Genomic DNA, 25,727 nt, shown 5'->3' with positions numbered 1-25,727 from the left:
GGGTTTCTGGGTCTACAAATATCCTTAACCGAACAGTATTGCTTTATACTTAAGCTAACGCACTCTATTAACGTACTTATAGATCGAAGCTGCGCTAAGGCGCTGGCTTCTCGAATTCCACGGAATCCACATGACAAATGAAAGCAACTTACTCACTGAGTCAGTTGCTCATTGCAGGCGCTAGTCTATCCACTACAGACTTAATATTAATTTCGGGTCGCAAAATAAGAGGCGCGATTGAGCAACCCGTCGTCGGCTGAATCTCTGTTTAGCGATCGCTCGCTCCGGTTTTCTGGCTGGACAGTCGGTCCGATAAGCTATTCAAGCATATTTATATCTAGTCGATCGTTGGCATTTGATATTCTCTGCGATCCCCACCATCATGAAATATTTATCCTGTCTAAATTATAAGTTATTTATGCCTATTTCATTATTTAAGTTTAGTTAAAAACTTCAATAAAATAGGAGAAAAGCTTAGGGGTATTTGAAGCGAAACCTTCAAAAAATCCCATCCCTTTTTAGGGGGTGGGAGTGTTGAAAATTATTAATTTTTAGTTGTCAGTCCTTAGTCCTCATTATTCAGTAAGCTGCTGTGCATCTAATTTGACAGTCAATTTTTATACAATTCTTGTGGGACGGGCATCCTACCCGTCTCTGCATTCAATTTAGATGGTCCGCAGCTTAGCAATTAATCAATAACTGGGTTCGTACCCAATTATTAATTATTCTGCTAGCAACCAACTGATGACTAATGACCAACGACTGATGACTAATAAATTAGGCTTGCCGCGAGTAGTATTCCACCACTAGCAGTTCGTTAATCTGTAGAGCAATCCACTCGCGTTCGATAACGCCGTTAACTTTGCCAACCAGTTTTTGCTTATCAAATTCCAAGTGATTGGGCAAGTGAGCCAAGCCTGGGTCTTTGAGATTAGCTTCTACCATTGTGCGCGATCGCTCTCTATTTTTCACCGCAACCACATCACCAGGCTTGCACTGATAGCTGGCTATATTGACTTCACGGTCGTTGACAGTTATGTGACCGTGATTTACCAATTGTCTAGCGGACGGAATGGTTGGAGCCATTCCCATCCGAAACACAGTATTGTCCAAGCGCATTTCCAAAAATTGCAGTAACACTTGACCTGTGGAGCCGGTGACACGGCGGGCTTTGCGGACGTAACGGAGCAGTTGGCGTTCCGTCACACCGTAATTGAAACGGAGTTTTTGCTTTTCTTGCAAGCGAACCGCGTACTCAGAGAGCTTTTTGCGGTTTTGACCGTGCTGTCCGGGCGGATAATCTCGTCTGGGGGTTTTGCGGGTTAGACCCGGCAACTCTTTCAGGCGACGGACGATTCTCAATCGGGGGCCTCGATATCGAGACATTTATTTTCCTCTCTAATATCTGTATGCAATTTTATGCAGACTCTATATTATATGTTAGTAACGGTCAAATTTCCAACAAAAATCGATAAAAAAACGATCGACCGCAGCGCGATCCATAATGTGGGGTAAATCCTGAAGGAAAAGCCGATCGCTCGATCGCCCCAATCAGCCAAAAAACTCACTACTCGATCTGCCATGCACAACCGCAATTTTTCCCGCACTTCTTCCCCAAAGCCAGCACCGACAGGCTCAAGCGCTACCGGGCGCTGGATGTTGGCTCTCGGCACGCAGCTAGCAGCACTCGGTTTGTTGGCCAGTGCACTGCCAATCTCGCCAGCATCAGCCATCACTCTTAGATTTCCTCGCTCTAGGAATCCCTATCGTGTCTGCGCCCTGGAACTAATCGAAGCCGGAGTTGAGGCAGAGGCAGCCGCCGCCGCTTGTGCTGACGCGCTCCACCCCCGCGACATATCTAAATGCGCCCTCCAAATCAACCGCAAAACTAATATTTCTGGTATCGAAGCGCTCTCTAGCTGTCGGCGGGTGAGGCGTCCCAACGAATTGGCTACTTGCGTAGTGAATATTAACGGCAAAACTCGAACTCAACCAGCGGCTCCCCTGCTAGTTCTCGATGGATGCCGCCGCAGTTTATTGCCAGAACAGTTTGCTGAATGCGTAGTCGGCTTGAGCGGCAGGCTCGACTTTCCCACGGACAGATTAATCGGCACTTGTCTTGACCCGAGGGGCAGCGTGAGCCAGTTGGACGGGCCTCCTGCACCGACGCCTCCTGCGGAGCTAATTTCACCGCCTTCGCGCCTCAATTAATCACTGTTGACTGTTAACGGTTGACTGTTGACTGTTAACTGATGAAGGTTAACTGTTAACGGTTGACTGTTAACTGTTAACAATCTAAAATCTAAAATCTAAAATCTAAAATCGATTGACTACTTTTTTTAAATCAAATGTCACAATTTTTTGCTGAAATTACAGTCGAAGAATTAGGTCGCCAATTAGCCGAAACCAATGCTGAGAAATTGCAGCTTGTAGACGTGCGGGAACCTCACGAAATTGCACTCGCGGCGCTGCCGGGATTTGCAGCTTTTCCGCTGAGCGAGTTTCCCGAATGGTCTGGTGAAATTGACGATAGACTCGATCGCGACAAAGAAACCCTAGTTCTGTGCCATCACGGAGTGCGATCGGCTCAAATGTGCCAGTGGTTAGCCGAGCGAGGATTTACCAACGTTAAAAATATCGTTGGCGGTATCGATGCTTACTCAATGGTGGTGGATCGAACCGTCCCCCGCTATTAACATCAAATCCAGTTCTTAACTATCGTTTTCTTCAGAGTCCGCGCGGGCGGACTTTGTATGTGTACAAACGAATTATATTTCCCCCGAATTACCTAATTAACAGCAGCCAATCGAAAATTTCAAAGCCTACTCATAGTGAGGCGATCGCGCCCGTGCCTTTTCGAGTGATAAAGAGCCTCATCAGCCGCCAGTACCAGCGTTGCTGCATCATTTTCCTGCCCCGGAACAACGCTGGCAATTCCCAAACTAATCGTTACCACAGAATTAGGCAGACCGTCAAATCTCTCCGGCTTAAAAAAAATCTTCAAATCTTTAACTTTAACTCTAATGTGTTCGGCAACAAGCAGAGCGTTCGCCGCATCAGTTTGAGGTAAAATCACAGCAAATTCCTCACCCCCGTAGCGAGCAGCTACATCAGTAGGACGCTGGAGTGATTGGCGAATTGTCTGAGCTACCGCTCGCAAACAATCATCTCCAGCTTGATGTCCGTAGGTATCATTATATATTTTGAAAAAATCGATATCGCACATAATCAAAGATATCGGCGACCCATCGCGAGCCATCTGTTTCCATTCCGCTCGCAAGCAACTGTCAAAATACCGTCTGTTGCCAATTTGAGTAAGTTCGTCCACATTCACCAAAGCTAGCAGCCTTTCATTTTCTTGCTGCAACTCCTCCAAACCACCCGCCGAGAAACTGTCGGAGCACAAATTTTGCTCTTGAAAATACAGGCGATATAATTCGCAAGACAAGCTACAGTTATTTCCCTCTAATTTGACAAGTCCCATGCTGTCTAACTGATAGGCTATAAAAGGTTCGAGGTGAACGCTATTTTTAGCATCGACAACCTGTTGGAAGGCGGATGCCAGTTCCGGCTGCTGTTGAAGGGCGATCGACTGATTTCGCAAGTAATCGCTATAAATTCCGCTGTGAGTAGGAGCTGCTATTAACAATTCTTCCAACTCGGCTAGCCCCAATTCCTCCCCAGACTCATCCCGATCGACCGACAGAGGATTTTGCAGTAAAAGTGCCAGGTGATAGAGCGCTAAATGCACTAAATAAGGTTGCCCCCCTACCATGTTCATTAATTGCTCGATCGGATAGCTATCGCTCCAGTTCAGTCCGTGTCTGCGCGCCAAATCTTGGACTTGTTCAGCAGTAAATTCTGAGAGTTTAATCGGCAGCCCTACATTAAATGGAGATTGATTAAGACTCAAAGAAATATAAATTTCTGTCGAGTGAATGACGACAATGCGGAGTTTTTGCCAAGCTTCGCTTGCGCGAGCTTGTTCGTACCAAAAACGGAGCAGTGGCAGGAATTCTTGAGCTATATTTGCGCGTTTAAATACTCGGTTTAATTCGTTGAGTACCAAGACAACCGGACTGTCACTTTCGGCGAGCAAATAGTTTTCAAAGTAAAGAGAGCAGCTTACCTTGCTGCCCATATCTTCATCCCAGAATTCAGCGAGATTTGGTTCGAGTTTGAGTTGTCGAGCGACATTGACACAAAGCCAGCGCAAAAATTTATCTAAAGTAGCAAAAACCGCTTCGTCGGCTTGCTGAAAGTCTACAGTTACTGTGCGGTATCCGCGCTCGAGGGCCGCGTGAATTATGCGCAGCATCAGCGAACTTTTGCCCATTTTTATGGGAGCTTTAATGCGAATCAGGCTCCCAGGCTTGCTAATTTCTGCGCAAGCTCGGGCTTCGGCGGGCGATCGCTCAATATAAAATGGAGAGTCAATCGGTATGGGGCCGCCGGGAAATTCTAGGTCTGCAACCGTTTGGATTAAGTTTGGTGATTTTGGGATTCCTGCCATAGTCCCTCCGCGACGCGATACCCTGACTGTATCTTACCTTTATCAGGTTAGGGGGGTAGACCAGCCGTGTACAAGATCGATCGAGAATCCTAAAAAATCTAAGTTTTTAAGGACTTCCCTCGACTGACTTTGCTATAGTAGTGTCACTTTACCCAATTTCAAACCCTGCTTTAAGACTTCTTTCGATCGACAAAAATTCGACGGTAGCCCAGACGCCATGATTCTGGGTCTTTACCTGAAACATCACTCGTCGGTCGTTGATGTCGCGCAGCAACAGCCCCCATCAAAGGAGAAATAATCATTGTCACGCCACTACCTGTTTACCTCTGAATCGGTCACTGAAGGCCATCCCGATAAAATCTGCGATCAAATTTCAGATACGATTTTAGATGCCCTACTGACCCAAGACCCTAAAAGCCGCGTCGCAGCCGAAGTTGTCGTCAACACCGGCTTGATGCTGCTGACGGGCGAAATCACCACTAAAGCTCAGATAAATTACATAGAATTGGCGCGGAAAAAAATAGCCGATATTGGCTACATCCACGCTGACAACGGCTTTAGTGCCAATAGCTGCTCGGTCTTGGTAGCTCTAGATTCTCAGTCTCCCGATATTGCCCAAGGGGTCAATACGGCTCAGGAAAGCCGGGAAGAAGCTAGCGAAGAGGAATTGGACGCCATCGGCGCAGGCGACCAAGGTTTGATGTTTGGTTTTGCTTGCAACGAAACGCCGGAATTGATGCCTCTGCCTATAAGTCTGGCGCACCGGATTTGCCGTCAACTCGCCGCAGTCCGCAAAACCGGTCAGTTACCTTACCTGCGTCCCGATGGCAAAAGCCAAGTTACGGTGATGTACGAGGACGGCAAACCTGTTGGCATAGATACGATTTTAATTTCTACGCAGCACACCGAAACGATCGGCGACATCACAGAAACGGCCGCAGTTCAAGCCAAAATCAAAGAAGACCTTTGGGCTGCAGTCGTCGAACCCGTGTTTGCCGATATTAGCGTGAAGCCGGATGCAGAAACTCGCTTCCTTGTCAACCCCACGGGCAAATTTGTCGTCGGCGGGCCTCAAGGGGATTCGGGTTTGACGGGCCGCAAAATTATTGTAGATACCTACGGTGGCTATTCCCGCCACGGCGGCGGCGCTTTTTCTGGGAAAGACCCCACGAAGGTAGACCGCAGCGCGGCTTATGCTTGTCGCTACGTTGCTAAAAATATCGTGGCTGCTGGTTTGGCCCAAAAGTGCGAAGTGCAGTTGAGTTATGCGATCGGCGTTGCGCGGCCTGTTAGCATGATGATCGAAACTTTTGGCACTGGAAAAGTTGATGACGATCGCCTTTTGGAAGTTGTGAAGCAGCATTTTGAACTGCGTCCGGCGGGCATCATTCAAGCATTTAACTTGCAGAATTTGCCCGCTGAAAGAGGCGGCCGTTTCTATCAAGATGTAGCGGCTTACGGTCACTTCGGACGCAGTGATTTAGATTTGCCTTGGGAGCAAACTGATAAGGCAGAACTTTTGAAAGAAGCTTTAAGCCAGCAGTTGTTGGAAGTAGCCCGATAGTATAATTTTGGGGTGCGCAGTGCGCACCCTATTTATTAGTTACTTGCCATCTTTTGTCTTTTCTTGATTGCTACAATACTTGTCAAACCCAAAATAGCACCTGCGATAGTTGTCGGTTCTGGAACTGCTTCGGAAACCACTATCTTTGGCCCAAAATAACTAACTGTAGCACTTGGATCATTTGCTATCGAACGCCCGATAACTGTTCTACGGGACATAAACTTATCATTCTCTATACTCCAAGTAACTCCAGATACAGTAGCCCAGAAGCTGCACCCGCTCAAGCTGAGTCCTGCCAATTTCCTCTCTTCGGACATTGACCGCTCCACCTGATACCTGCGTGAAATAATACTCACCACTTTCTGAATTAGGTGTCTCCGTAAAATTCTCAGACCAACCATTCTGATACTAGGACGGTGCAAATCCGGACAATAGATAATTGAATACTGCAGAAATTACACTGACCAAGCATTTCTTGATGGTACAAGCCCCCGGATTTATCCGTGGAATCAATCCCAAATCTCAAATCGAAAATCCTCAAGAAAGAGCATTTATCCGTGGGGTCAATCTAAAATCTAAAATCTAAAATCTAAAATCGATTGACTGCTTCCTCACCATATCCCCTTAGAGATGAGTGGTCAAAGCAGAAATTACCCTCGTAATTAGCAATATAAGGATCGGGCCCGTCCCTGAATAAGCTTGTAGCATTGATCGTAAAATCCTAAGTGAGAACAGCGGCTTGTGCTTCGGTAGTAAATTGAGTTAATATGGCTACACAAGCCAAGACGCTACTTGCGATCGCAACACTTAATTGATTCCCTTTGTATTTTGCCATTTTTTAAATGCCGAATAAATTATTGTAGGCTAGGACTCTAAACTTTGATGAATGGAATGTCTATACAAAAGCTAAAGATTATATTAAACTTTACAAAAATCAGCTAGGCTCTTTACAATCAATCAATATCTAAAACTTTGACGTTTAATTAGATTCGCAGACCGAGCGATAAAAGCATCTTATCCATAAATAATATCCGGTGCTACCAATTAATAACAACGTAGCGTGCGCCGCGCGCACCTTATAACAAAAAAAGAATAAATAAATGCCATTTTTCACACCTTTTAAATCAGCAATTCGCCATTTGGCTTCGGAACTCAAACAGCGGTTTGCGGGCGATTTTTTTGCACGAAATTCAGCAGCGCTGCCAAGTTCGTTGGCATCTAAAAATCCGGGAATTCGTGGCGTTTGGATACCCAGCACCGACTGCGAAGTTCTCACCTCAAAACAGCACATTGCTGAGGCAATGAACTTTATCGCCGATACGGGATTTAATACAGTTTTTCCTGTAGTTTGGAACCGAGGTTTTACTGCTTATCCTTCTCAAATTATGCGCGAAGAATTTGGTGCGGAAATTGACAGCCGCTATCAAGGTCGCGACCCTTTGGCAGAATTAATTGTTGAGGCAAATAGAGTGGGACTCAAAGTTATTCCTTGGTTTGAATACGGATTTGTGAGTTCTTACAATCTCAGCGGCGGTCATTTACTGGCGAAAAAACCGGAATGGGCGGCGCGCGATTGCAGCGGCAATTTACTTAAGAAAAATAACTTTGAATGGATGAATTCTCTAGACCCGGAAGTGCAAGAATTTTTGCTGGGGTTGATGCTGGAAGTTGCTAAGAATTATCCGGTAAACGGCATTCAAGGAGACGATCGCATTGCGCTGCCGGCAGAAGGCGGTTACGATGAAAAAACGGTTAAACGCTACCGAGAAGAGTGCGGGAGAGAACCGCCTGCGCATTGTAGAGAGCGACATTGGCTGCACTGGCGCGCTGATATTATTACTGAGTTTGTGGCTCGCCTGCACCGAGAATTGAAAGCTATTAATCCTGATTTGTTGCTGTCGATGTCGCCGAGTCCTTATGAGTGGGGATTGGTAGAATATTTGCAAGATTCTCAATCTTGGGTTGACAAAAAGTTGGTCGATATGCTTCACCCGCAGTTTTATCGCCGCGATTTTAACGCTTACAAACAATTGGTCGATCGGCTGATTGGGGAACAGCTTAGCGGCGAGCAAGTACAGTGCGTATCGCCCGGTATTTTGTTGGCGAATCGAGGCAGCCATTATAGCATAAATCCCGAGCTGTTGTTGCAAGTAATTGCTTACAACCGCTGTCGCGGCATTCAAGGAGAAGTGCTGTTTTTTTACGAAGGTTTGCGAGATAACGGTAACGCTTTGGCTGAGGTTTTGAAAAATGGGCCCTATGCTCGTTGAGAGACGGTCTCGCAATCAAGCTGTTTCCGGTTCGCTGCGTTCAACGGAGCCGATCGCTATTTCCAGCCAACTTGCTATAAAATGATATAGCAGAGTTAGGCTAGCTAAAAAACCAGCTCCGCCAAACAGCAAGCGCTACTAATTGTCAAGCTGATTGCCCAAACAAACCCGATAATTAATAATTGGGGAGTTGCAAAAATAGTTGGATCGGACATATTTTATAAGTGGTGCAAGCTTTTTTTAGAAGTAGAGTTTTGTAGACGCTGTATTTTTTTTAAGACAGACAGTTTAAAAGAGCAATCTCAAGCGCTCGCCAAAATAATAGGTAAATCAATGAACTCAGCAGCCACCCTCATCCAACAGCTACCCGAGCTCAGCGATGCTCAATTCAATGAAAAATATTTGAAACAAAAACAAGGGATGCACACCTTGGCGACAATATTGCCGCAAGTAGAACAGCAAAGTCTGGCTTTGCGGGCAGTAAAATTAGCCCTAAAAGTAAATTTAAAACTCGGCTCGAAGCTAGCAGGAACGGTAAAGCCAGAATTTCAAACAGCCACAATAAAATTAATCGGAAAAATCCCAACCTCGCCCCAGCTCAAAATTCAACTGCTGGCCCTGACAAGTTCCGATAGGGCAATTCCGATGCTGGTAACCGCATTGAACCACAAAGAAAGTGCAGTCCGCCGGATGGCCATTCGGGCGATCGGGAAAATCGGCTCCCAAGCAGCAGTAAGGGAATTAGCCCGATCGCTCGAATCGGAAGATTCCCAAGTGCAAGCTTGGGCGGCTTGGGCTTTAGGAGAAATCGACTCGAAACCAGCAGCCGGAGCACTGGTCAAAGCCCTCCACCACAAAGCCTCCGGGGTGCGCGTCTGGGCTGTTTGGGCCTTGGGGAAAATTCACCCCAAAATCGCCGTCCCCGCACTGCTCAAAGCGCTCAAACACCCAGACTCCGAGGTGCGCTGGCGGGCGGCCGTCCACTGCGGGAAAATCGGCGCCCCTGAGGTAGTTCCCTGGCTGATGAACGCCCTCAAAGACTCGAATCACATCGTCCGCGCTAGGGCAGCAGCGGCTTTGGGGAAAATCGGCGATTGTGAGGCAGTACCCCGCTTAGTAGAATTGCTCTACGATCCCGACTCCTATGCAGTTTCTTTGAGGGCCGCCGAGGCCTTGGGACAAATCGGCACGGAAACGGCTGTGGCAGGCCTGCTGGAAGCCCTCAACCATGAGGACTCAGACGTGCGCGGCAGTGCAGTTTCTGCCTTGGGGGAAATCAGCAGCGAGGTGGCTGCGGTGGCGGTAATGCGAGCACTCTCGGATCGAGACATTTTCGTGCGCGGCAGGGCGGCGGTTGCCCTCGGAAACCTCAATACAGCCGGAGATACTAACTTGCAAAAAATGGTGACAGCGGGACTGGCGCTGGCCATCGGCGACAGCGAATCTTATGTGCGGTGGAGAGTTGCTGCTGCTTTGGGGCAAATTGGGACAGAGGAAGCTGTGGCAGGTTTAGTGCGGCTGCTGGGGGACGAAACCTCTGGAGTGCGTCAAAATGCTGTTAAATCCCTCGGTCAAATTGGCTCGCCGGCTGCTGTTTTGGCTCTGGAAGCAGCTTTAAACCGGGAATTTGCTGACGTTCGCGCCCTGGCAGCCCAATACTTGCCCGATGTCAGCACCTCGGCAGAAACCGTTGATTTAGACCCCTCAGCTTCTGCAGATTTCTCGGGTGAAAAACTGCCGAAAATCCTGATTGCTGCAGAAGCAGAAGCCAGCGAGTACATTGTCGATCGCCCTGCCGGGCGCCAGCTCAAATACCTGATCAGCATCGGCAGTCCCGGCGTGCGCGAACCCAGAAATTTTCACAAAGTCCCGAACCGACTGCGGCTGGAATTTAACGACCTCGACACCCCCGTTGACGACCCCGATCGGGTTTTGGCTAAACTTGAGGACATAATAAAAATTATCGACTTCGCCCTCAAAATGTCGGCGCACCCAGGCAATTTGCTCGTCTGCTGCCAAAGCGGCATCAGCCGTTCAACAGCCACAGCTTTGACTGTTTGTGCTGCGCTGTTGGGCCGCGGCAAAGAACAAGAAGCGTGGGCCGTGGTACTGGCCGCCAGACCCCAGGCTAAGCCCAATCGCTGGATGGTACAATTGGCAGATGAAGCTTTGGGTAGAGACGGTAAGTTAGCACTAGTGCTCGAATTGACCCCTGCTACTCCAGAACTCGCAATTGCCAACAGTTGACTCCCAGAAACCGGGTTTCTTTTGGTAAGACCTACAGCTATACTCAACTTACGCGACTTCGCTTCAGACTTGTCTTTGCGGGGCAGCGATGCCAAAAGTCGATCGCCAGGGTGCAAAAAGTCGATCGGCTGCCGCATTTGTGACATTCTGTACTGTGAATTAGTCGCATGCTCAACAAAAATCGTCCCGCAATCGTCGCATTGCTGGCAGCGAAAGTCCAAAGCGAAGCAATCGGGTGCATTGTTAACAGACAATATCAGCTTTGGGCCACTCCCAGGCAAAACCGGTCAGACAAAATTTTATGCCTGTGTAATTCTGGGCCGGAATAACTCCATGCTCGGATAAAATTTTCTTTATTATGCCTGTGGCAGACTTTTACGAGTCGAAAAAGTATTTTGGCAACAGCCATCAACACCCTAATTATGTATTAGACATCAACCGAATTTAAGTTTCTCCTCTGACTCGACAAGAGTTTCAGATGCTTTTTGGCAGATGTCTACTGGAAAACAGACAACATTTTCCGTTTGGAGAACTTAAGAGCGTGGTAGATTTTAACAAAATACAGGGGTTGCATATGTCAAAAATTAGCTTGCTAAAAAAAAACAGGGGACGAAGCAAGTTTATCAGTTGCCGTTTGGGAATGCCAGGGCGAGTTCAATCTAGAGTTAGAACCACTTAACCCGCCGCAAAAACCTGTGGCAACGCGAAAGGTCAACCCAAAAAATAGCAATGTAGGTAAACTGATGTCGTTCTTTATTTCTGAAGAAGTCGCTTCTCTAGAAACCTCACAAAAAAAAATATCCAGCCAGGATTTTGTAGAAAGATCATCCTTAATAATCAGCAAAATCTTGCCATCTAAAATTGGCGGTTGGCCAATCCATAAAAAAATTGGTGGCGGGTATTTCCTGGCAATAGGAATCGGATTTATAGGCTCCCTGAGCGGACTGGTAATAGCCGACTACTACCAAGGACAAGGAGTAAACCAACTCAATGATGCTCACCAGCAGGCCCAATTGCTGGGCAATTTTAAAGATTCAGCGCTGGCGGCGCAATTGCAGGGAGCGCAGCTAGATTCTTTTGTAGACAATGGGGCCCAACTAGAATTGCAAAAAGAGCAGTTGAGCGCGAGTATTAATAAGGCAAAAAACCTGCGCTTGAAAATAGAAAAGTTTGCCGACAGCAAACCCGCTTGGCTGGCAGCAGAACCTGCGATTCTCAAAGCTTTACTGCAAGATTGCACAGAAGATTTAGAATCTTACGCCGATACTCTCCTGTCCACCTTGCAGCAAATCCAGGGAGCACAATTATCACCAGCCCAGATAGAGTTAGCCCGAAAATTGCTGGCAATTAAAAGCGGAGAAGGTGCAAAACAACTCGACAGTCGCCTTCAGGAAGTGAGCAAAATCCTTGACATTGCCCAGCAGCAAGAGTCGCAAGGCGGTGAATTGATGGAGGACGCGCAAGGCCTCGAAAAGGGCATAATTATTATGAGTATGCTGGTGTCGGTAGCGGTGGCGGGAATGGTGGCTTACCAAACGAGTCGGGCGATCGCCCAACCTGTTATCAGCGTCACCCAGGTTGCCGAACAAGTGGCCGCCGAGTCTAATTTTGATTTGCGAGCCCCCGTCACCGGACAAGACGAAATAGGCTCATTAGCTGTATCTCTCAATCACCTAATCGAGCGGGTTTCGGAACATACAAAAGAATTGGAAAAAGCTAAGGAAGCCGCCGTCGCCGCTAACACTGCTAAAAGCCAGTTTTTAGCAAATATGAGCCACGAATTGCGGACACCTTTAAATGCGATTATCGGCTACAGTCAACTACTTTCAGAAGATGCCGAGGAGGAGGGATTGGAGAATTTTGTACCCGACTTGCAGAAGATTTACGACGCCGGCACGCATCTGCTATCCTTAATTAACGATATCCTCGATCTTTCAAAAATTGAAGCGGGAAGGACGAAACTCGAAATCGATGAATTTGACATCGATTTGCTGGTAGAAAATGTGGCGAGTGCTGCGAAACCTTCCATAGAAAAGAATGGAAATATTTTAGAAATAGAGTGCGATAGAAGTGCGGGTATCATTCACGGAGATTTTAAGAAAGTGCGGCAGGTTTTGATTCACTTGTTGAGTAATGCTGCTAAGTTTACCAAAAACGGCACGGTGAAAGTGAGTGTCAGGCGGATTGCAGGAAGGGGAAAATCGAATGCTGCAGGGCGCGAGGGTATTGAGAATTCTATGGCTGCGGGTGAAACTGATTCTGTGGGGATAGTTTGTCCCCTCCTGAATGTTGAAGAGTGGGATTGGATTTGCTTATCTGTTAAAGATACCGGAATTGGAATGTCGGAAGAACAACAGCACAAGTTGTTTGAAGCTTTTGTACAAGCTGACTGTTCAACAACGCGACGATACGGTGGCACCGGATTGGGGCTGACAATTAGCCGCCACTACTGTGAGATGATGGGCGGGGAGATTTTGGTAGAAAGCGAGGAGGGGAAAGGCTGTATTGTCACTGCGCGTATACCGGCGGGAAATGGGAAAGTAGGTTATTCTAGTTAAATGTAAAATGCGATCGCTGTTAGATACCCGACTGCTTAAAGAAGTCGGGTATCTGGGTATACTGATATAGGTGGGATATTTAGTCTCGATTCCAAAATCGTTTAGACTTTTCCTCACTATGTAACTCATCTAATATATCTTTAATTTCAGGCCAGCCATCTGAAAATTTATAAAAATCTTTTTCTAGTGGACGGACAGGCCAACTTTCATAGGATTGAGCATCATCTGCTTTAGAAATTATCTTCATAATTGCCAATAAAATTTCTGTATCCAACTTTTGAGCTATCTCTTCAGCTTGAAAAATTTCTTGATCATCTGATATAAAACTTCCGTGCAAAAGCTCATTTCTAACTTTAATAAACAGAGGAATATCTTTGTTATCCATATCCATGTATTTTTTACCTTCAATATTTAAGTCGTTCACAAAGAATCGGATGACTTTTGAAAGGGCTGGTGTCGTGCTATCACTGGAAGATTGAATATTTTTAAGCTTCTTGACAAGATTTTTATGTTCAGATAGAAGTTGATTATTTTGTGAACATCCATCTCTTAGCTTTGAAAGTCCGTCTATTTCCCAAAACCAGTAGGAATAAAAGTATTCGATTGCAGAACATGCTGCCATAAGTTTTAATTCGACAGTAGATTCGTAAACTGTTATTTTTAAATGTCTTATTCCCCTGCTAAGTTGCTTACTTAAAGGACAACATTCTAGGAATGAAGTGACATTACCTAGAAAATGAATCCCTTCAGTAGGCCAAGATTTGCTAATTCTGGGGATTCTTCTTCTCTCCCAAATAGGAATTATCCGACCGGAAATGTATTTATTTTGAGAGCAAATTGAATAATCATAATAAATTGGCAAGATTTCACGATCGCAGAGAATGCTGAGAAAAGCACAAACATCATTAAGAACATTTTCTAAGTGTCTAGCCAAAGAAACTTCTATTTCTTGAGCTTCCTGGATAATCAAATTATTTATCCCCTGATTATTTAAGGGGATTCTAATATCTATAAAACTAAGCTTGTATAGAGTTTCTATATTTTTTGTGTACAAGATATCGTGGTCTTTATGAGTAACATACTTCTTCCCGCACTTGACTTCATAACCTGAGTTTAACGCACAATACAAACTTCGCTTGTCTGCTATGGTATCGGCATCTATATTTCGTGATCCTGGCGTATTTTCAAACTCTGTAATAAAAGAATCGTCAATTGATGAAAATTCATCATTTAAGTAAGCTCTCACTTGATAGTTAGGCTTTTCTGCAACATGAAAGTCTTTATTTAAGCCCCAATAAGTTATGAATTTGACTACATTAAAGTTTGTTATCCCACCATAAGGTGGGATAGAATAACCAATTAGTAATGTGCTACCGTTAATAACAAGAATTTGCTGTCGCTCCTCGTGCATTTGCCTAGCTATTTGCCGAAGAACCTCGTCAGCAATACCTTCCCAAATTAGCTTTACATCTATCTCAACTTCTTCTATGAATATGAGACGCAAGCTAATCGTTATCAATTGAACAGTATCTTTAACTAACAGTTTGGCATAACCTTGATAAGTCCAATTTCCCGGAAAACCACCTATCCATCCTGGATGAGTCATAGAGGTATTTTAACTTTTGCAGAGCATTAATAATACCGCATATTTGGTTTTTTGTAAAACAAATCAAAAAACATTTAGGAGTTTCCAGTATCTATGATTTGCGGTATAGTGTCCTTTATCGTTCTAGATTATCTCATTTGTCTCCATTCCATGACTAAACGTACTGGGTATTATAAACTGTCCGGGTCGGCTCTCCTTAATCAAGTCCGACAAACACTTCGTCTTAAACACATGAGCCGAAGCTTAGTTAATATGTTCGGGTAAGTATGAAGTTCAATACCGTAAACGAAGTTATAGCCTGGAAAAATTTCATCCTAAATGGTGATATCTACGACTTATCACATCTTAATGCTCACTGGGTTGAGTATCTAGACCAAAGAGACGAAAAAAATCAGATAACGTACAAGTTTATAGTAACTTATGGTTTACATTGCTTCACTAAAGATTCAGATGATATTTCTAGCGAAGAATCACAGTTATTGATGTACAGTGCGCCGAGAGAGTCTAGACAATTTAATTTTGAGAGATACGAACTATCAAAGCAGTTACCGAGTATTATTAATTCATTGGGCGATAAAGAAACGTTAGTTTGTCACGCTGGGTATGGAAACTTTGCCACCGTTAAAATTTTAGACTCAAATGGTAGAGAGGTTGATTATTACGTTGTGTTTGCAGTATTCAAAGAAGTTAAAAAGCTGAGATTACACGTACTAAGTGCTTACCCTAAATACGAAGGCATAGGTAAAGTGAAAAAAGTCGGCTTCTTCGTTATAGCCAAAAACTTATTGAATAATAAGAAATTACCGCAGCCATAAAATAACAAAGGCTCCTTAAGGAGCCTTCGCCAAAAAATCAGTTTTGGTATTCAGAACGTCTTTACCGGAATTTCCTCGACCCTAGTGGGTAACGGGATGTCATGCTTAGAGCATGTCTGCTGCATCCATATTTAATATAGTCTATTATTTTGATATATGTCAAGTCCCTAGCGCCCATACTAAAAATGCTTGCGGATGGGTGATTTGGTGGCAATTTTCCAGGCAGAGGCGCTGCTTACGAGAATGCGATGTCTCGCCAGTCGTTGTTGAGTTTGGGGTCATCAAAGAGCCACCACAGCAAAATGTGGGTGTCCAGGAGGTAGCTCATTCGCCTTGCTTGAATTCCTCTTCTGGTTGGGGTTCAAAGAAAGCGTCCCCGAGTTGTCCGGTGAGTAAACCGGGAGTGCGGGGCTGTGCACGCTCTCTCCGTAAACTCAGGGGAAAGTAGTCAATTAAGTCATAAAGTTGTGCGAGCTTATCTTCGGGAATGTTTTGCAGTTATTGGATAATCTTCTGGAGCAATATAAATTAAATTCTCCCGTGGTTGGTGGTTAATTAATCATCTGCCGCTGGTTGAGCGTAGTCGAAACCAGCAACATCAAATTATTTTCCGACACCCGCCGGCTGCTGACGGTTTCGCAGTTCCAGAAAAATCAACAAAGCATTAACATCAGCCGGATTCACCCCGCCAATTCTCGCCGCTTGGCCAATAGTCAGCGGCTGCACTTTAGCCAACTTTTCCCGCGACTCCTTCGACAGAGTTGTAATTGCCATGTAATCCAAATCTGCAGGCAATTGTCGGCGTTCGTGTTTGGCAATGTCATCAATTTGATTTTGCTGTCTTTGCAAATAGCCGGAATATTTGATGTCAATTTCTGCACCTTCTTTCTCAGCTAACTTCAGACTCGAATTGCCTAAATTGTACCGTTCCAAATCGACATAATGAAAACCAGGACGGCGCAGCAAATCAGCGAGAGTAATTGAACCTTTAATCGCTTGTTGAGTGTCAGCCAAAATTGCCTTGCCAGCTTCCTCGTGTTCTTTCACACGAATCGAGTACAAACGGGCTTTTTCCGCCATAATATTAGCTTATTTTCGCTCAAATAACTCCCAGCGACGATCGCCAATCAAACCAATTTCCCGTCCCAGGGGAGTCAAGCGTTGGTCAGCATTGTCCGATCGCACATCCGAACTCGCCACCCTGGAAAAATGGATCGTCCAAGAAAAGTGCACCCTCGCAGCAATATCTGGACTCAGCGGTATCGGCAAAACCGCACTTTCCCTCCACCTCATCCCAAAAATTCAGCATAACTTTGAATACGTCATCTGGCGAAGTCTCCGCCACTCCCCACCCTTAGAAACAACCCTAAAAAATCTCCTAAAATTTATTTTAAATCAACCCGAAATCGAACTCCCTACCAACATCCCCGATCGACTTTCCCTGTTAATGGAATATCTGCGAAAAAACCGCTGCCTCATTATCCTCGACGACGTGCAAACCATTCTCAGCAGCGGACAACTAGCAGGAAATTACCGCCCAGAATGCGAAAATTACAGCATCCTCTTCAGACAAATCGGAGAAACAACCCACAACAGTTGTTTAATCCTCAACAGTTGGGAACCTCCCAAAGAAATTACCGCTTTAAAAGGTGAAAATTCACCAGTTCGTACTTTGCAACTCAAAGGCATAGGTGTAGCCGCTACCGAAATTTTGCGACAAAAAAGTTTACTCAATCCCGAAACATGGCAAAACTTAATTAACGCCTACCGAGGCAATCCATTGTGGTTAAAAATAGTCGCCACCACCATTCAAGAAATATTCCGAGGTAGGGTTGCAGAATTTTTGAAATATGATATGCTATTCTTAGGGGAAGAATTGGCAGCAACATTGCACCCGCAGATAAATCGTTTGTCAGAATTAGAAAAAAACCTCATAGGTCGCCTCAGTCGCGAAGCAAATTCAGTCTCAATAGAGCAATTGCTACAAGATACCGATTTATCGCCCTCCGACTTATTCAACGGCCTGCAATCTTTGGGGAGGCGATCGTTAGTTGAAATAGAAGAACAGGAGAATCAAAGTTTATTCAATCTTTGTCCTGTGGTGAGACAATATTTAATATCAAATCCAGTTTGTTGATACTTTCCGACAGTCCGCCAGGGGTTGAAACCCCTGCCTCAAAGCTAAAGTCGGTTAAAACCGACTACAGAGTGTGATGAAAATACAATTAATTGTAGTCTTCTTTTAGAGAACTTTCTCTGTGAGACAGGGGTTGAAAACCCCTGTGGGACTGGAACTAAAACGAGAGATTCAATCGAAAATATGAATACTGCTGAACCTTCATTAACTAAAACAGAATTAAGAAAATCGCTCCTCAACACCCGCAAATCCTTATCAGCACTAGAATGGAGACAAAAGAGCGCCAGACTCTGCAATCACCTGCAAAACTCGCCCCTATTCACCCAAGCAAAAACAATCCTCGCCTACTTCAGTTGTCGCCAAGAACCAGATTTAAGTCCCCTATTTACATTTTCTGTGGAGGAGGCATCTTGGCTGCTCAATTATCGAGACACCCAAGATGCCTATCCCACAAATGCCATTCCCAACCCTAAAAAATGGGGATTTCCCCGCTGTGTCGGCAAAGAGCTATCCTGGCACATCTGGCAGCCCGGAGATGCTTTACATACTGGAGCTTATGGCATACTCGAACCCCTGCCGGATGCTCCTAAAATAGACCACTCAGAAGTAGATTTAATGCTTGTACCCGCCGTAGGCTGCGATGTTCGTGGCTATCGCTTGGGCTACGGCGGCGGCTATTACGACAGAATGTTCAGTTTAGCTGAGTGGGAATCAAAAATAGCGATCGGCACAATCTTTGAATTTGCCTTAGTCCGGCAACTACCAGTTGACTCCTGGGACAAACCGCTGCACGGAATTTGCACAGAAATCGATTTGACAATCGTACCGCAAAAATCAAGAAGGTCGATCGAGCAATAAATTTTCAGTATTTCTCCCTAAATCCATGTTTATATATATTCTATTTAGGACTTGCGCGAGTCTTTTTGAATCTAGAATCCTAAAACCTAAAATCTAAAATGGTATAACCTATGGCCCAGCGCTACGTTCGAGTTAAAACAACACAGGGACACATCCATTACGGTTTACTGCAACTTAGTCACAGCGTTCAAGTATTTGATGCACCTCCCTGGTTAAAAGGACAACCAACTGATGTGGAACTTTCACCAGATACTTACCAAATTCTCGCCCCGTGCTCTCCCTCAAAAATTGTAGCCGTAGGTAAAAATTATGTCGATCACGCCGCCGAGATGGGAACCCCAGTACCTGCTGAGCCCCTGCTGTTTTTCAAGCCTCCGAGTGCTGTCATCCCCCCAGGTGGAGCGATTCGCTATCCGCAGCAGTCGGAAAGGGTAGACTACGAAGGAGAATTGGCCCTGGTAATTGGCGAACATTGTACCAACTGCACTCCCGAACAAGCACACAGCAAAATTTGGGGCTATACTTGTGCCAATGACGTAACAGCCAGAGATTTGCAAAAGCGGGACAACCAGTGGGCCAGGGCCAAAGGGTTCGATACGTTTTGTCCCTTGGGGCCTTGGATTGTCCGCGAGCTGAGTCCTGCTGCACAATTGCAAACTTTTGTCAATGAGAGCGAGCGACCCGTACAGTCATCCCAGATCGATCGCATGGTATTTTCCCCCGACTTTCTCGTCTCCTACATCAGTCAAATAATGACCCTAATTCCCGGCGATGTGATACTGACTGGAACGCCGCAAGGAGTAGGGCCGCTACAAATAGGCGATCGAGTCCGCATTGAAATTGAAGGCATCGGCAGTCTTGAAAATACAGTAGTTATTAGTAATCGGTAATTGGTAATGGGTAATTGGTAATTATCACCAACAACTAACAACTGCCAACTGCCAACTGCCCATTGACTAACGAACCTGCATATAAACAGCATCCGAAAGCGGAGGAATCTCTGCATAGCGTCCCAAAAGCGACTGAACGACTGCATAGACAAATGCAGCAAAAGCGCCCAGAAACACCATGTTATAAAGAGTTTCCGCAATCAATGCCACTTGTAAGCCTTTAGAAAAAATCGGCAAAACCAGACCGCACAGCATCAAAACAATGTCTAAAAGAATCGCCTGCATCGCATTAAAACGAATGAAGTGACTGATGTTTTCGTTTCTAACTACTCCTAAATACAGGGCAAAGAAGATAATCAAGCTAGCTAATGGCAAACTATAAATCTGAAGCAAAGGAGCTAGCGGGACAAAAAACAGTTGCAAAACAGGAAACTGTGCAAACAGATACCTGCCAAACGACAGCCCGTCAATCAGCGGGAGCAAATAAGGCAAAGAAGCAAAAATCCGGTCTGGAACAGTTGTAGATCCGCGCCAAGTCATAAAAAAGTCTCCTGAGTCGATCGATTAACTATCAATTCCATTAAACTCAGGATAACGCAGCAGCAGGGTTTGTGTTCCGACTCGCCCGGAACTTGCTTTTCACTCAGCGGGGAGCAGCCTCAACTACCCGATGCAGGCTTTCTTATTTAATATTAGCGATAGTGAAGCCCATTTGACACTCGTACCGATCGGGCAAATTTTCCGTAGGTTTAGCAACTCGATGCCCGCAACGAAGCTCTCCACCGCTCCAGCGCGGTTGGCCAGTACGATCGGCCAGCAAACAACTTTGGCAAACACACTGAGGGGCAAGCATCTGATTTTCCATTAGAATGACTAACATTTGATACCTCCGGCAGGTTTCACACCAGTAATTTCATTGTATGTCAGGAGTTGGGGACAAACGGCTTACCCTGAACACAACGTAATATTTATGTCAATGGTGCGAAATCCGTAGTACGGTATAAGATCCCCAATTCCCAATCCCAAATTTGTCAAGAGGTTGATTATTGTGACGGACAGTAACTTAGAATTCCTTTCCAAAACCGATCCGCTAATTGCCGATTTAATCGGGCAAGAGCTCCAGCGGCAGCGAGACCACCTAGAACTCATCGCCAGCGAAAACTTTACCTCAACCGCGGTAATGGCAGCTCAAGGCTCAGTGCTGACCAATAAATACGCCGAAGGACTGCCAGCAAAACGGTACTACGGCGGCTGCGAATTTATTGACGGCATCGAGCAAATAGCGATCGACCGCGCCAAACAGCTATTTGGCGCCGCTCACGCCAACGTCCAGCCCCACTCCGGCGCTCAAGCCAACTTTGCAGTATTTTTGAGCTTGCTGGAACCCGGAGACGGAATAATGGGCATGGATTTGTCCCACGGCGGACACTTGACCCACGGTTCGCCGGTCAACGTATCCGGCAAATGGTTCAAAGCTTTTCACTACGGCGTCAGCCCAGAAACAGAACAGCTCGACTACGACGAAATTTTGGCACGGGCAAAAGAAAACCGACCGAAATTGCTAATTTGTGGCTATTCAGCATATTCGCGAATTATCGACTTTGAGAAGTTTAGAGCGATCGCCGACGAAATCGGAGCCTACCTGCTCGCCGATATCGCCCACATCGCCGGCTTAGTCGCCACAGGGCACCACCCCAACCCCCTCCCTCACTGTCATGCAGTCACCACCACCACTCACAAAACCCTGCGGGGTCCCCGTGGCGGCTTGATTTTGACCAATGACCCGGAACTCGGCAAAAAGTTCGACAAAGCAGTTTTCCCCGGCACTCAAGGTGGCCCCTTAGAACACGTCATTGCGGGTAAAGCAGTAGCTTTCGGCGAAGCATTAAAGCCTGAATTTAAAACTTATTCGGGTCAAGTAATTGAAAATGCCCGCGCTTTAGCGGAACAGTTGCAGCAACGGGGTTTAAAACTCGTTTCCGGTGGCACCGACAATCACTTAATGCTAGTTGATTTGCGCTCGGCAAATATGACCGGCAAGCAAGCCGACCAATTAGTCAGCGGTGTGAATATTACTGCTAATAAAAATAGCGTGCCTTTCGATCAGGCCTCGCCCTTTGTCACCAGCGGTTTGAGACTCGGTTCGCCGGCGATGACCACCAGGGGAATGGGAACAGCAGAATTTACCGAGATTGGCAATATTATCGCCGATCGACTGCTAAATCCCGATGATGAAAGCGTCGCGGCCGAATGCCTGCGACGAGTAGCGGCACTGTGCGATCGCTTCCCGTTATATCCGCACTTGTACTTGAAAGTGCCGGCATTAGCTTAATTTTCCTGATCGGCAATGGGGAATTAGTAGTTGGAAGTGTACGGGTAAAAGGGTAAAAGAGCAGCAAAAGATTGAGAGTTGTCGGGAGCGATATTGACAAGCGGTTTTTACCAAAAATATCGATTGCCAGGACGGTTTTTAGTAAAGATATTTGTCGGGCGGGGCTGGTTTGACTAACGGTAATTGTCGGTTGCGAAAAATACCGCTAGGGCTGCGCCCGCTCGCCAAATATCCACTCTTTTGATCGATCGCGAAAGAGTCGATATTTCAAATCGTTAATTCGAGAGTTATGAGTTAAAAACCTCACAATTCGCGCCACGGCAACTGCCACTCCGGCAAATCTGGGCCTGCCAAACCCCCAGTCACTCTTCAAGATGTTTCCTTGTTATAAGCCATCTGAAATGTAGTAGACTCTGCCTAACAGCCTAATTGCCCCGCACTATTTAAAATAGATTTCGGATGCCGCACCAGTATCTGTACCACGTAGTAGCTTTTCTGGTTTCTGCGATCGTCGTCCTCTGGAGTACGCCAATAGTCAAAAAAATTGGTCTCAAAAGCGGGCGAGTCGATCGGCCAGGCGAGCGAAAAGTCCACCAGCGCCCGATGGTGCGCTTGGGAGGAGTGTCCATCTTTCTCGGCACTCTCAGTGCTCTGTTATTTGTCTGGCTCTCAGGAGGGTTCATCGATGCTAGCGGACAAGTTCTCAATCCCAAAGACGAATACGAAATTTGGGGAGTCACCCTCGGCGGCATCGGATTCTTCCTCATCGGTTTAGCAGACGACCTATTTTCGCTCTCGGCCTTAAAACGCTTGCTCATGCAAGTTGGCGTATCCAGCATCGCTTGGATGGCAGGCGTGCAAATTGAGTTTCTCACAGTTCCCTCCCTGGGAATGACAGATATTGGCTGGCTGAGCTTGCCAATTACCGTGATTTGGCTCGTCGGCATGGCCAACGCCATCAACTGGATTGACGGTTTGGACGGTTTAGCTGCCGGAGTTTCAGGGATTGCTGCCGTTGTGATGCTGATTGTCAGTCTGTCGATGCACCAACCGGCGGCGGCCCTGATTGCAGCAGCTTTAGCTGGCGGGGCCTTGGGATTTCTGCGCTACAACTTCAATCCGGCTCAAATCTTTATGGGAGATGGCGGGGCTTATTTTATCGGGTTTACTCTCGCTGGAGTGGGAGTAATTGGGTTAGTTAAAACTACGGCTGTTACTTCTGTGTTGCTGCCATATTTAATTTTAGCTGTACCGATTTTAGATATGTCGGCGGTGATTCTCGATCGACTTCGCAACGGCAAGTCACCGTTTATTGCTGACAAACGTCATCTCCACCACCGACTTCTACAAGCCGGACTATCCCATCGATTTGCGGTTTTATTTATTTACTCGCTGACACTGTGGGTGGGAAGTTTAGCCCTAGCTTTTTCGCTTCCGAGCGGCGTAATTTACGCTATGGGTGCAACAAGTTTGCTGGGATACGCTAGCTGGAAAGTTTGGAGACACGCTCGATAGTTAGTTGACTGTTGACTGTTGACTGTTGACTTTTGTCATTCCCCAATTCCCCAATTCCCCAATCTAAAATCTAAAATCTAAAATCTAAAATCGAATAATGGTTGCTGAAATTATTTGTGTTGGCACTGAATTGCTGTTAGGCGATATTCTTAATAGCAATGCCCAGTTTTTAGCCAAAGAATTAGCGAGTTTGGGAATCCCTCACTACTATCAAACAGTGGTGGGGGACAATCCAGAACGCATCAAACAAGTGTTAGAAATAGCCGTGGGTCGATCGCAACTTTTAATCTTCACCGGAGGGCTCGGACCGACACCAGACGACCTCACAGTCGAAACGATCGCCGATTTTTTTGGGGTTCCCTTAATAGAAAAGCCGGAAATTATCGCAGATATCGAATACAAATTTGCCCAGCGGGGACGCACCATGAGTCCCAGCAACCGCAAACAAGCTTTAATTCCCGAAACTGCAGACATTCTGCCAAACCGCAGCGGTTCTGCACCGGGGATTATTTGGCAGCCGGTTCCTAACGTCACAGTTATGACATTTCCCGGCGTACCGGCGGAAATGCACTTGATGTGGCAAGAAACCGCCGTTCCTTACCTGCAAAATAACGGCTGGTGCAGCGAAACTATTTACAGCCGCACGCTGAAATTTTGGGGTATTTCTGAGTCGGCACTGGCAGAAAAGGTAGATAGTTTTCTGAATTTAACTAATCCTACTGTGGCTCCCTACGCCAATCACGGCGAGGTCAAACTGCGGATTTCGGCCCGCGCAGAGTCGAAGGCTGCTGCTAAGAATTTAATCGAGCCGATCGAACAACAGTTGCTGCAGATTGCTGGCAAGGACTGTTACGGTGCCGATACCGATACCCTCGCCTCGACTGTGGGTAAATTGCTGCTGTTGGCTGGCGAAACTCTTAGCGTGGCTGAATCTTGCACGGGAGGCGGGTTGGGAGCGATGCTGACCGGTGTTCCAGGCAGTTCGAGGTACTTTTTGGGCGGGATTATTTCTTACGACGATCGGGTTAAGGAAGGATTATTAGCTGTTAATCCACAAGATTTAGCCGAATTTGGGGCAGTCAGCCACCAAGTGGCAAAACAAATGGCTGCCGGAGTGCGCGCGGGTCTCAATACCAATTGGGGATTGAGCATTACAGGCATCGCCGGACCCGGAGGCGGCACAGACGCTAAACCTGTCGGACTGGTTTATGTTGGTTTAGCGGGCAAAGGTGGCGACGCAGAAAGTTTTGAATACCGCTTTGGCGATGCCCGAGGCCGCGATTGGATTCGGAATCTCAGTAGCTGTACGGCGCTCGATCGGCTCCGGCGTAAATTATTGTTGGCAAAAGCGTAGAAAATATCCAGCGTTTTGTCAATTGTCAACAGTCAGCCGTAACCTTAAGCTTTATTTAACACTCTGTACCCCGAGATAGTTCCGCAATTTTCCCCTTGCCTCTTGATTATCTGTAAAGATTCGTTATGATAATAAGATAGGACTGATCGGCAAATATACTGATTCTCTCCATTGCTCAAAATAACCAGCAAGCGAGAAAGCAAGTTTGACCTTTGGTTTCAAAGTCGTGCTTGCTTATATTCAGGGATTTAGCCATCGGTTTAGCAATCTAGACTATAAAAAAAAGGAGCTATCCGTTCAATGGAAGACATTGAAAAGGTGCTGGAACAAATTAAAGAATGGGTTCGCAAGCTGATAGAAGGACTGCTGAATCCCGAAGCTCAACCGGAACTCGAACCGATTCCTATTCCTGTCAACCAACCGAGAAATCGCCGTTAGTCGGCACGGGAATTGAAGTTTGAGGTGTGAGGTTTGAGGTTTGAGGTGGCAGACTGGTTCTAAATCCCAAGTCAAAACTCTCAGAATTTTTGTGGCGCTGGAATTTTAAAAATTGTTAAATATCCTGGTACTTCACGGCCCTAATCTGAATCTATTGGGTCAGCGAGAACCTGGGGTTTATGGTTCTGCGACTTTAAATGATATCAACAAATTGCTAGAACGAGAAGCGCAAGCCCTCCAGGTGAAAGTCTCAATTCAGCAGTCTAATCATGAAGGCGTCTTGGTGGATGCAATTCACTCGATGTCAGGGCAGCACCAAGGCTTATTGATCAATGCTGGAGCTTATACTCATACGAGTGTGGCAATTAGAGACGCGATCGCCGCGGTGAATATCCCTGCGGTAGAAGTTCATCTGAGCAATATTTACCGTCGGGAAGCTTTTCGGCATCACTCGTTTATCGCAGCGGTGGCGATCGGGCAAATCAGCGGTTTTGGATCGGAAAGTTACCGGCTGGGGCTGCAAGCTCTAGTTACTTACCTGATTGAAAATTAAAAATTCACTGATTGTTCAGAGGAGGGCAGGTTTTAGATGGAAAACCATTCCTTAAAAGAACAAGAAGTTGATTGATG

The 25,727-nt window shown here is 46.1% G+C and carries 24 protein-coding genes and 1 pseudogene; 16 read left to right on the top strand and 9 right to left on the bottom strand.

Annotated elements, in window-relative coordinates; all coding sequences use genetic code 11:
• Positions 1-777: 777 nt before the first annotated feature.
• Positions 778-1,386, bottom strand: a complete 609-nt coding sequence (rpsD, locus tag QUB56_RS16725; RefSeq protein WP_172190738.1) for a 30S ribosomal protein S4 — start codon at positions 1,384-1,386, stop codon at positions 778-780.
• Between the two features lie 47 nt (positions 1,387-1,433).
• The gene (locus tag QUB56_RS16720) at positions 1,434-1,583 is read right to left on the bottom strand and encodes a hypothetical protein (protein ID WP_332956589.1); all 150 of its coding nucleotides are present in this window, start codon (positions 1,581-1,583) and stop codon (positions 1,434-1,436) included.
• Here QUB56_RS16720 and QUB56_RS16715 point away from each other — a divergent pair.
• Both QUB56_RS16715 and QUB56_RS16710 read left to right on the top strand, forming a co-directional pair.
• Complete coding sequence (locus QUB56_RS16715; protein WP_332956588.1) at positions 1,582-2,211, top strand: hypothetical protein; 630 nt, start codon at positions 1,582-1,584, stop codon at positions 2,209-2,211. The genes QUB56_RS16720 and QUB56_RS16715 overlap by 2 nt on opposite strands.
• A gap of 137 nt (positions 2,212-2,348) precedes the next feature.
• Positions 2,349-2,696: a rhodanese-like domain-containing protein gene (locus tag QUB56_RS16710; RefSeq protein WP_332956587.1), complete on the top strand. Its 348-nt coding sequence runs from the start codon at positions 2,349-2,351 to the stop codon at positions 2,694-2,696.
• 119 nt (positions 2,697-2,815) lie between these two features.
• On the opposite strand, the gene QUB56_RS16705 is transcribed toward QUB56_RS16710, so the two are convergent.
• Positions 2,816-4,513 (bottom strand): AAA-like domain-containing protein, encoded by a 1,698-nt coding sequence (locus tag QUB56_RS16705; protein WP_332956585.1) that lies wholly within the window; start codon positions 4,511-4,513, stop codon positions 2,816-2,818.
• Positions 4,514-4,683: 170 nt separating this feature from the next.
• Entirely contained in the window at positions 4,684-4,815 is a 132-nt protein-coding gene (locus QUB56_RS16700; protein WP_332956584.1) for a hypothetical protein, read from the bottom strand.
• Here QUB56_RS16700 and metK point away from each other — a divergent pair.
• A complete protein-coding gene (metK, locus tag QUB56_RS16695; protein WP_332956583.1) occupies positions 4,815-6,077 on the top strand; it encodes a methionine adenosyltransferase in 1,263 nt (420 codons plus the stop codon). The genes QUB56_RS16700 and metK overlap by 1 nt on opposite strands.
• Before the next feature lie 35 nt (positions 6,078-6,112).
• On the opposite strand, the gene QUB56_RS16690 is transcribed toward metK, so the two are convergent.
• Entirely contained in the window at positions 6,113-6,394 is a 282-nt protein-coding gene (locus QUB56_RS16690) for a PEP-CTERM sorting domain-containing protein (RefSeq protein ID WP_332956582.1), read from the bottom strand.
• 122 nt (positions 6,395-6,516) lie between these two features.
• On the opposite strand from QUB56_RS16690, the gene QUB56_RS16685 reads away from it, so the two are divergent.
• The 4 genes from QUB56_RS16685 (at position 6,517) to QUB56_RS16670 (ending at position 13,152) form a co-directional block, all read left to right on the top strand.
• Positions 6,517-6,663: a hypothetical protein gene (locus QUB56_RS16685; protein ID WP_332956580.1), complete on the top strand. Its 147-nt coding sequence runs from the start codon at positions 6,517-6,519 to the stop codon at positions 6,661-6,663.
• A 514-nt stretch (positions 6,664-7,177) separates the two neighbouring features.
• Positions 7,178-8,347 carry a family 10 glycosylhydrolase gene (locus QUB56_RS16680; protein ID WP_332956579.1) on the top strand — a complete coding sequence of 390 codons (1,170 nt, stop codon included), beginning with the start codon at positions 7,178-7,180 and terminating at the stop codon, positions 8,345-8,347.
• Between the two features lie 333 nt (positions 8,348-8,680).
• A complete protein-coding gene (locus QUB56_RS16675) occupies positions 8,681-10,594 on the top strand; it encodes a HEAT repeat domain-containing protein (RefSeq protein WP_332956577.1) in 1,914 nt (637 codons plus the stop codon).
• Between the two features lie 743 nt (positions 10,595-11,337).
• On the top strand, positions 11,338-13,152 hold the full coding sequence (locus QUB56_RS16670) for an ATP-binding protein (RefSeq protein ID WP_332956576.1): 1,815 nt from the start codon (positions 11,338-11,340) through the stop codon (positions 13,150-13,152).
• Positions 13,153-13,231: 79 nt separating this feature from the next.
• Here the strand turns inward: QUB56_RS16670 and QUB56_RS16665 are convergent, their stop codons facing one another.
• Positions 13,232-14,758 (bottom strand): hypothetical protein, encoded by a 1,527-nt coding sequence (locus QUB56_RS16665; RefSeq protein ID WP_332956575.1) that lies wholly within the window; start codon positions 14,756-14,758, stop codon positions 13,232-13,234.
• Positions 14,759-15,024: 266 nt separating this feature from the next.
• Between QUB56_RS16665 and QUB56_RS16660 the strand changes: the two genes are divergently transcribed.
• Positions 15,025-15,573 carry a hypothetical protein gene (locus tag QUB56_RS16660; protein WP_332956574.1) on the top strand — a complete coding sequence of 183 codons (549 nt, stop codon included), beginning with the start codon at positions 15,025-15,027 and terminating at the stop codon, positions 15,571-15,573.
• A gap of 603 nt (positions 15,574-16,176) precedes the next feature.
• Here the strand turns inward: QUB56_RS16660 and QUB56_RS16655 are convergent.
• Positions 16,177-16,758 (bottom strand): annotated as a pseudogene (locus tag QUB56_RS16655) (tRNA uridine-5-carboxymethylaminomethyl(34) synthesis enzyme MnmG); the annotation flags it as partial.
• Between QUB56_RS16655 and QUB56_RS16650 the strand changes: the two are divergent.
• The 3 genes from QUB56_RS16650 (at position 16,745) to QUB56_RS16640 (ending at position 19,458) form a co-directional block, all read left to right on the top strand.
• The gene (locus tag QUB56_RS16650) at positions 16,745-17,710 is read left to right on the top strand and encodes an NB-ARC domain-containing protein (protein WP_332956573.1); all 966 of its coding nucleotides are present in this window, start codon (positions 16,745-16,747) and stop codon (positions 17,708-17,710) included. The pseudogene QUB56_RS16655 and the gene QUB56_RS16650 sit on opposite strands and share 14 nt — an antisense overlap.
• Positions 17,711-17,893: 183 nt before the next feature.
• Positions 17,894-18,568 carry a 5-formyltetrahydrofolate cyclo-ligase gene (locus QUB56_RS16645; protein WP_332956572.1) on the top strand — a complete coding sequence of 225 codons (675 nt, stop codon included), beginning with the start codon at positions 17,894-17,896 and terminating at the stop codon, positions 18,566-18,568.
• A 110-nt stretch (positions 18,569-18,678) separates the two neighbouring features.
• The gene (locus tag QUB56_RS16640) at positions 18,679-19,458 is read left to right on the top strand and encodes a fumarylacetoacetate hydrolase family protein (protein ID WP_332956570.1); all 780 of its coding nucleotides are present in this window, start codon (positions 18,679-18,681) and stop codon (positions 19,456-19,458) included.
• Between the two features lie 66 nt (positions 19,459-19,524).
• Here QUB56_RS16640 and QUB56_RS16635 read toward each other — a convergent pair whose 3' ends face one another.
• On the bottom strand, positions 19,525-19,998 hold the full coding sequence (locus tag QUB56_RS16635; RefSeq protein WP_332956568.1) for a Tic20 family protein: 474 nt from the start codon (positions 19,996-19,998) through the stop codon (positions 19,525-19,527).
• A 142-nt stretch (positions 19,999-20,140) separates the two neighbouring features.
• A complete protein-coding gene (locus tag QUB56_RS16630; protein ID WP_332956567.1) occupies positions 20,141-20,338 on the bottom strand; it encodes a hypothetical protein in 198 nt (65 codons plus the stop codon).
• 168 nt (positions 20,339-20,506) lie between these two features.
• On the opposite strand from QUB56_RS16630, the gene glyA reads away from it, so the two are divergent.
• The 5 genes from glyA (at position 20,507) to aroQ (ending at position 25,650) form a co-directional block, all read left to right on the top strand.
• Complete coding sequence (gene glyA / locus QUB56_RS16625; protein ID WP_332956565.1) at positions 20,507-21,790, top strand: serine hydroxymethyltransferase; 1,284 nt, start codon at positions 20,507-20,509, stop codon at positions 21,788-21,790.
• Between the two features lie 459 nt (positions 21,791-22,249).
• Positions 22,250-23,305: an MraY family glycosyltransferase gene (locus tag QUB56_RS16620; RefSeq protein ID WP_332956564.1), complete on the top strand. Its 1,056-nt coding sequence runs from the start codon at positions 22,250-22,252 to the stop codon at positions 23,303-23,305.
• 97 nt (positions 23,306-23,402) lie between these two features.
• Entirely contained in the window at positions 23,403-24,659 is a 1,257-nt protein-coding gene (locus QUB56_RS16615) for a competence/damage-inducible protein A (RefSeq protein WP_332956562.1), read from the top strand.
• A gap of 300 nt (positions 24,660-24,959) precedes the next feature.
• A complete protein-coding gene (locus QUB56_RS16610; protein ID WP_332956561.1) occupies positions 24,960-25,097 on the top strand; it encodes a hypothetical protein in 138 nt (45 codons plus the stop codon).
• Between the two features lie 112 nt (positions 25,098-25,209).
• The gene (gene aroQ, locus QUB56_RS16605) at positions 25,210-25,650 is read left to right on the top strand and encodes a type II 3-dehydroquinate dehydratase (RefSeq protein ID WP_332956558.1); all 441 of its coding nucleotides are present in this window, start codon (positions 25,210-25,212) and stop codon (positions 25,648-25,650) included.
• Positions 25,651-25,727: the final 77 nt, after the last annotated feature.

Origin of the sequence: Microcoleus sp. AR_TQ3_B6 (genome assembly GCF_036702785.1) — a bacterium.
GTDB lineage: Bacteria > Cyanobacteriota > Cyanobacteriia > Cyanobacteriales > Microcoleaceae > Microcoleus.
Note: the sequence above shows the minus strand (reverse complement) of the source record. Positions and strands in the feature narration are given on the sequence as shown.

Bases quoted from the DNA above. Each gene is read 5' to 3' on its own strand.
- rpsD (WP_172190738.1), bottom strand. From the start codon at position 1,386: ATGTCTCGATATCGAGGCCCCCGATTGAGAATCGTCCGTCGCCTGAAA.
- QUB56_RS16715 (WP_332956588.1), top strand. From the start codon at position 1,582: ATGCACAACCGCAATTTTTCCCGCACTTCTTCCCCAAAGCCAGCACCG.
- QUB56_RS16720 (WP_332956589.1), bottom strand. From the start codon at position 1,583: ATGGCAGATCGAGTAGTGAGTTTTTTGGCTGATTGGGGCGATCGAGCG.
- QUB56_RS16710 (WP_332956587.1), top strand. From the start codon at position 2,349: ATGTCACAATTTTTTGCTGAAATTACAGTCGAAGAATTAGGTCGCCAA.
- QUB56_RS16705 (WP_332956585.1), bottom strand. From the start codon at position 4,513: ATGGCAGGAATCCCAAAATCACCAAACTTAATCCAAACGGTTGCAGAC.
- QUB56_RS16700 (WP_332956584.1), bottom strand. From the start codon at position 4,815: ATGATTATTTCTCCTTTGATGGGGGCTGTTGCTGCGCGACATCAACGA.
- QUB56_RS16690 (WP_332956582.1), bottom strand. From the start codon at position 6,394: ATGTCCGAAGAGAGGAAATTGGCAGGACTCAGCTTGAGCGGGTGCAGC.
- QUB56_RS16680 (WP_332956579.1), top strand. From the start codon at position 7,178: ATGCCATTTTTCACACCTTTTAAATCAGCAATTCGCCATTTGGCTTCG.
- QUB56_RS16675 (WP_332956577.1), top strand. From the start codon at position 8,681: ATGAACTCAGCAGCCACCCTCATCCAACAGCTACCCGAGCTCAGCGAT.
- QUB56_RS16670 (WP_332956576.1), top strand. From the start codon at position 11,338: ATGTCGTTCTTTATTTCTGAAGAAGTCGCTTCTCTAGAAACCTCACAA.
- QUB56_RS16665 (WP_332956575.1), bottom strand. From the start codon at position 14,758: ATGACTCATCCAGGATGGATAGGTGGTTTTCCGGGAAATTGGACTTAT.
- QUB56_RS16660 (WP_332956574.1), top strand. From the start codon at position 15,025: ATGAAGTTCAATACCGTAAACGAAGTTATAGCCTGGAAAAATTTCATC.
- QUB56_RS16645 (WP_332956572.1), top strand. From the start codon at position 17,894: ATGAATACTGCTGAACCTTCATTAACTAAAACAGAATTAAGAAAATCG.
- QUB56_RS16640 (WP_332956570.1), top strand. From the start codon at position 18,679: ATGGCCCAGCGCTACGTTCGAGTTAAAACAACACAGGGACACATCCAT.
- QUB56_RS16635 (WP_332956568.1), bottom strand. From the start codon at position 19,998: ATGACTTGGCGCGGATCTACAACTGTTCCAGACCGGATTTTTGCTTCT.
- QUB56_RS16630 (WP_332956567.1), bottom strand. From the start codon at position 20,338: ATGTTAGTCATTCTAATGGAAAATCAGATGCTTGCCCCTCAGTGTGTT.
- QUB56_RS16620 (WP_332956564.1), top strand. From the start codon at position 22,250: ATGCCGCACCAGTATCTGTACCACGTAGTAGCTTTTCTGGTTTCTGCG.
- QUB56_RS16615 (WP_332956562.1), top strand. From the start codon at position 23,403: ATGGTTGCTGAAATTATTTGTGTTGGCACTGAATTGCTGTTAGGCGAT.
- QUB56_RS16610 (WP_332956561.1), top strand. From the start codon at position 24,960: ATGGAAGACATTGAAAAGGTGCTGGAACAAATTAAAGAATGGGTTCGC.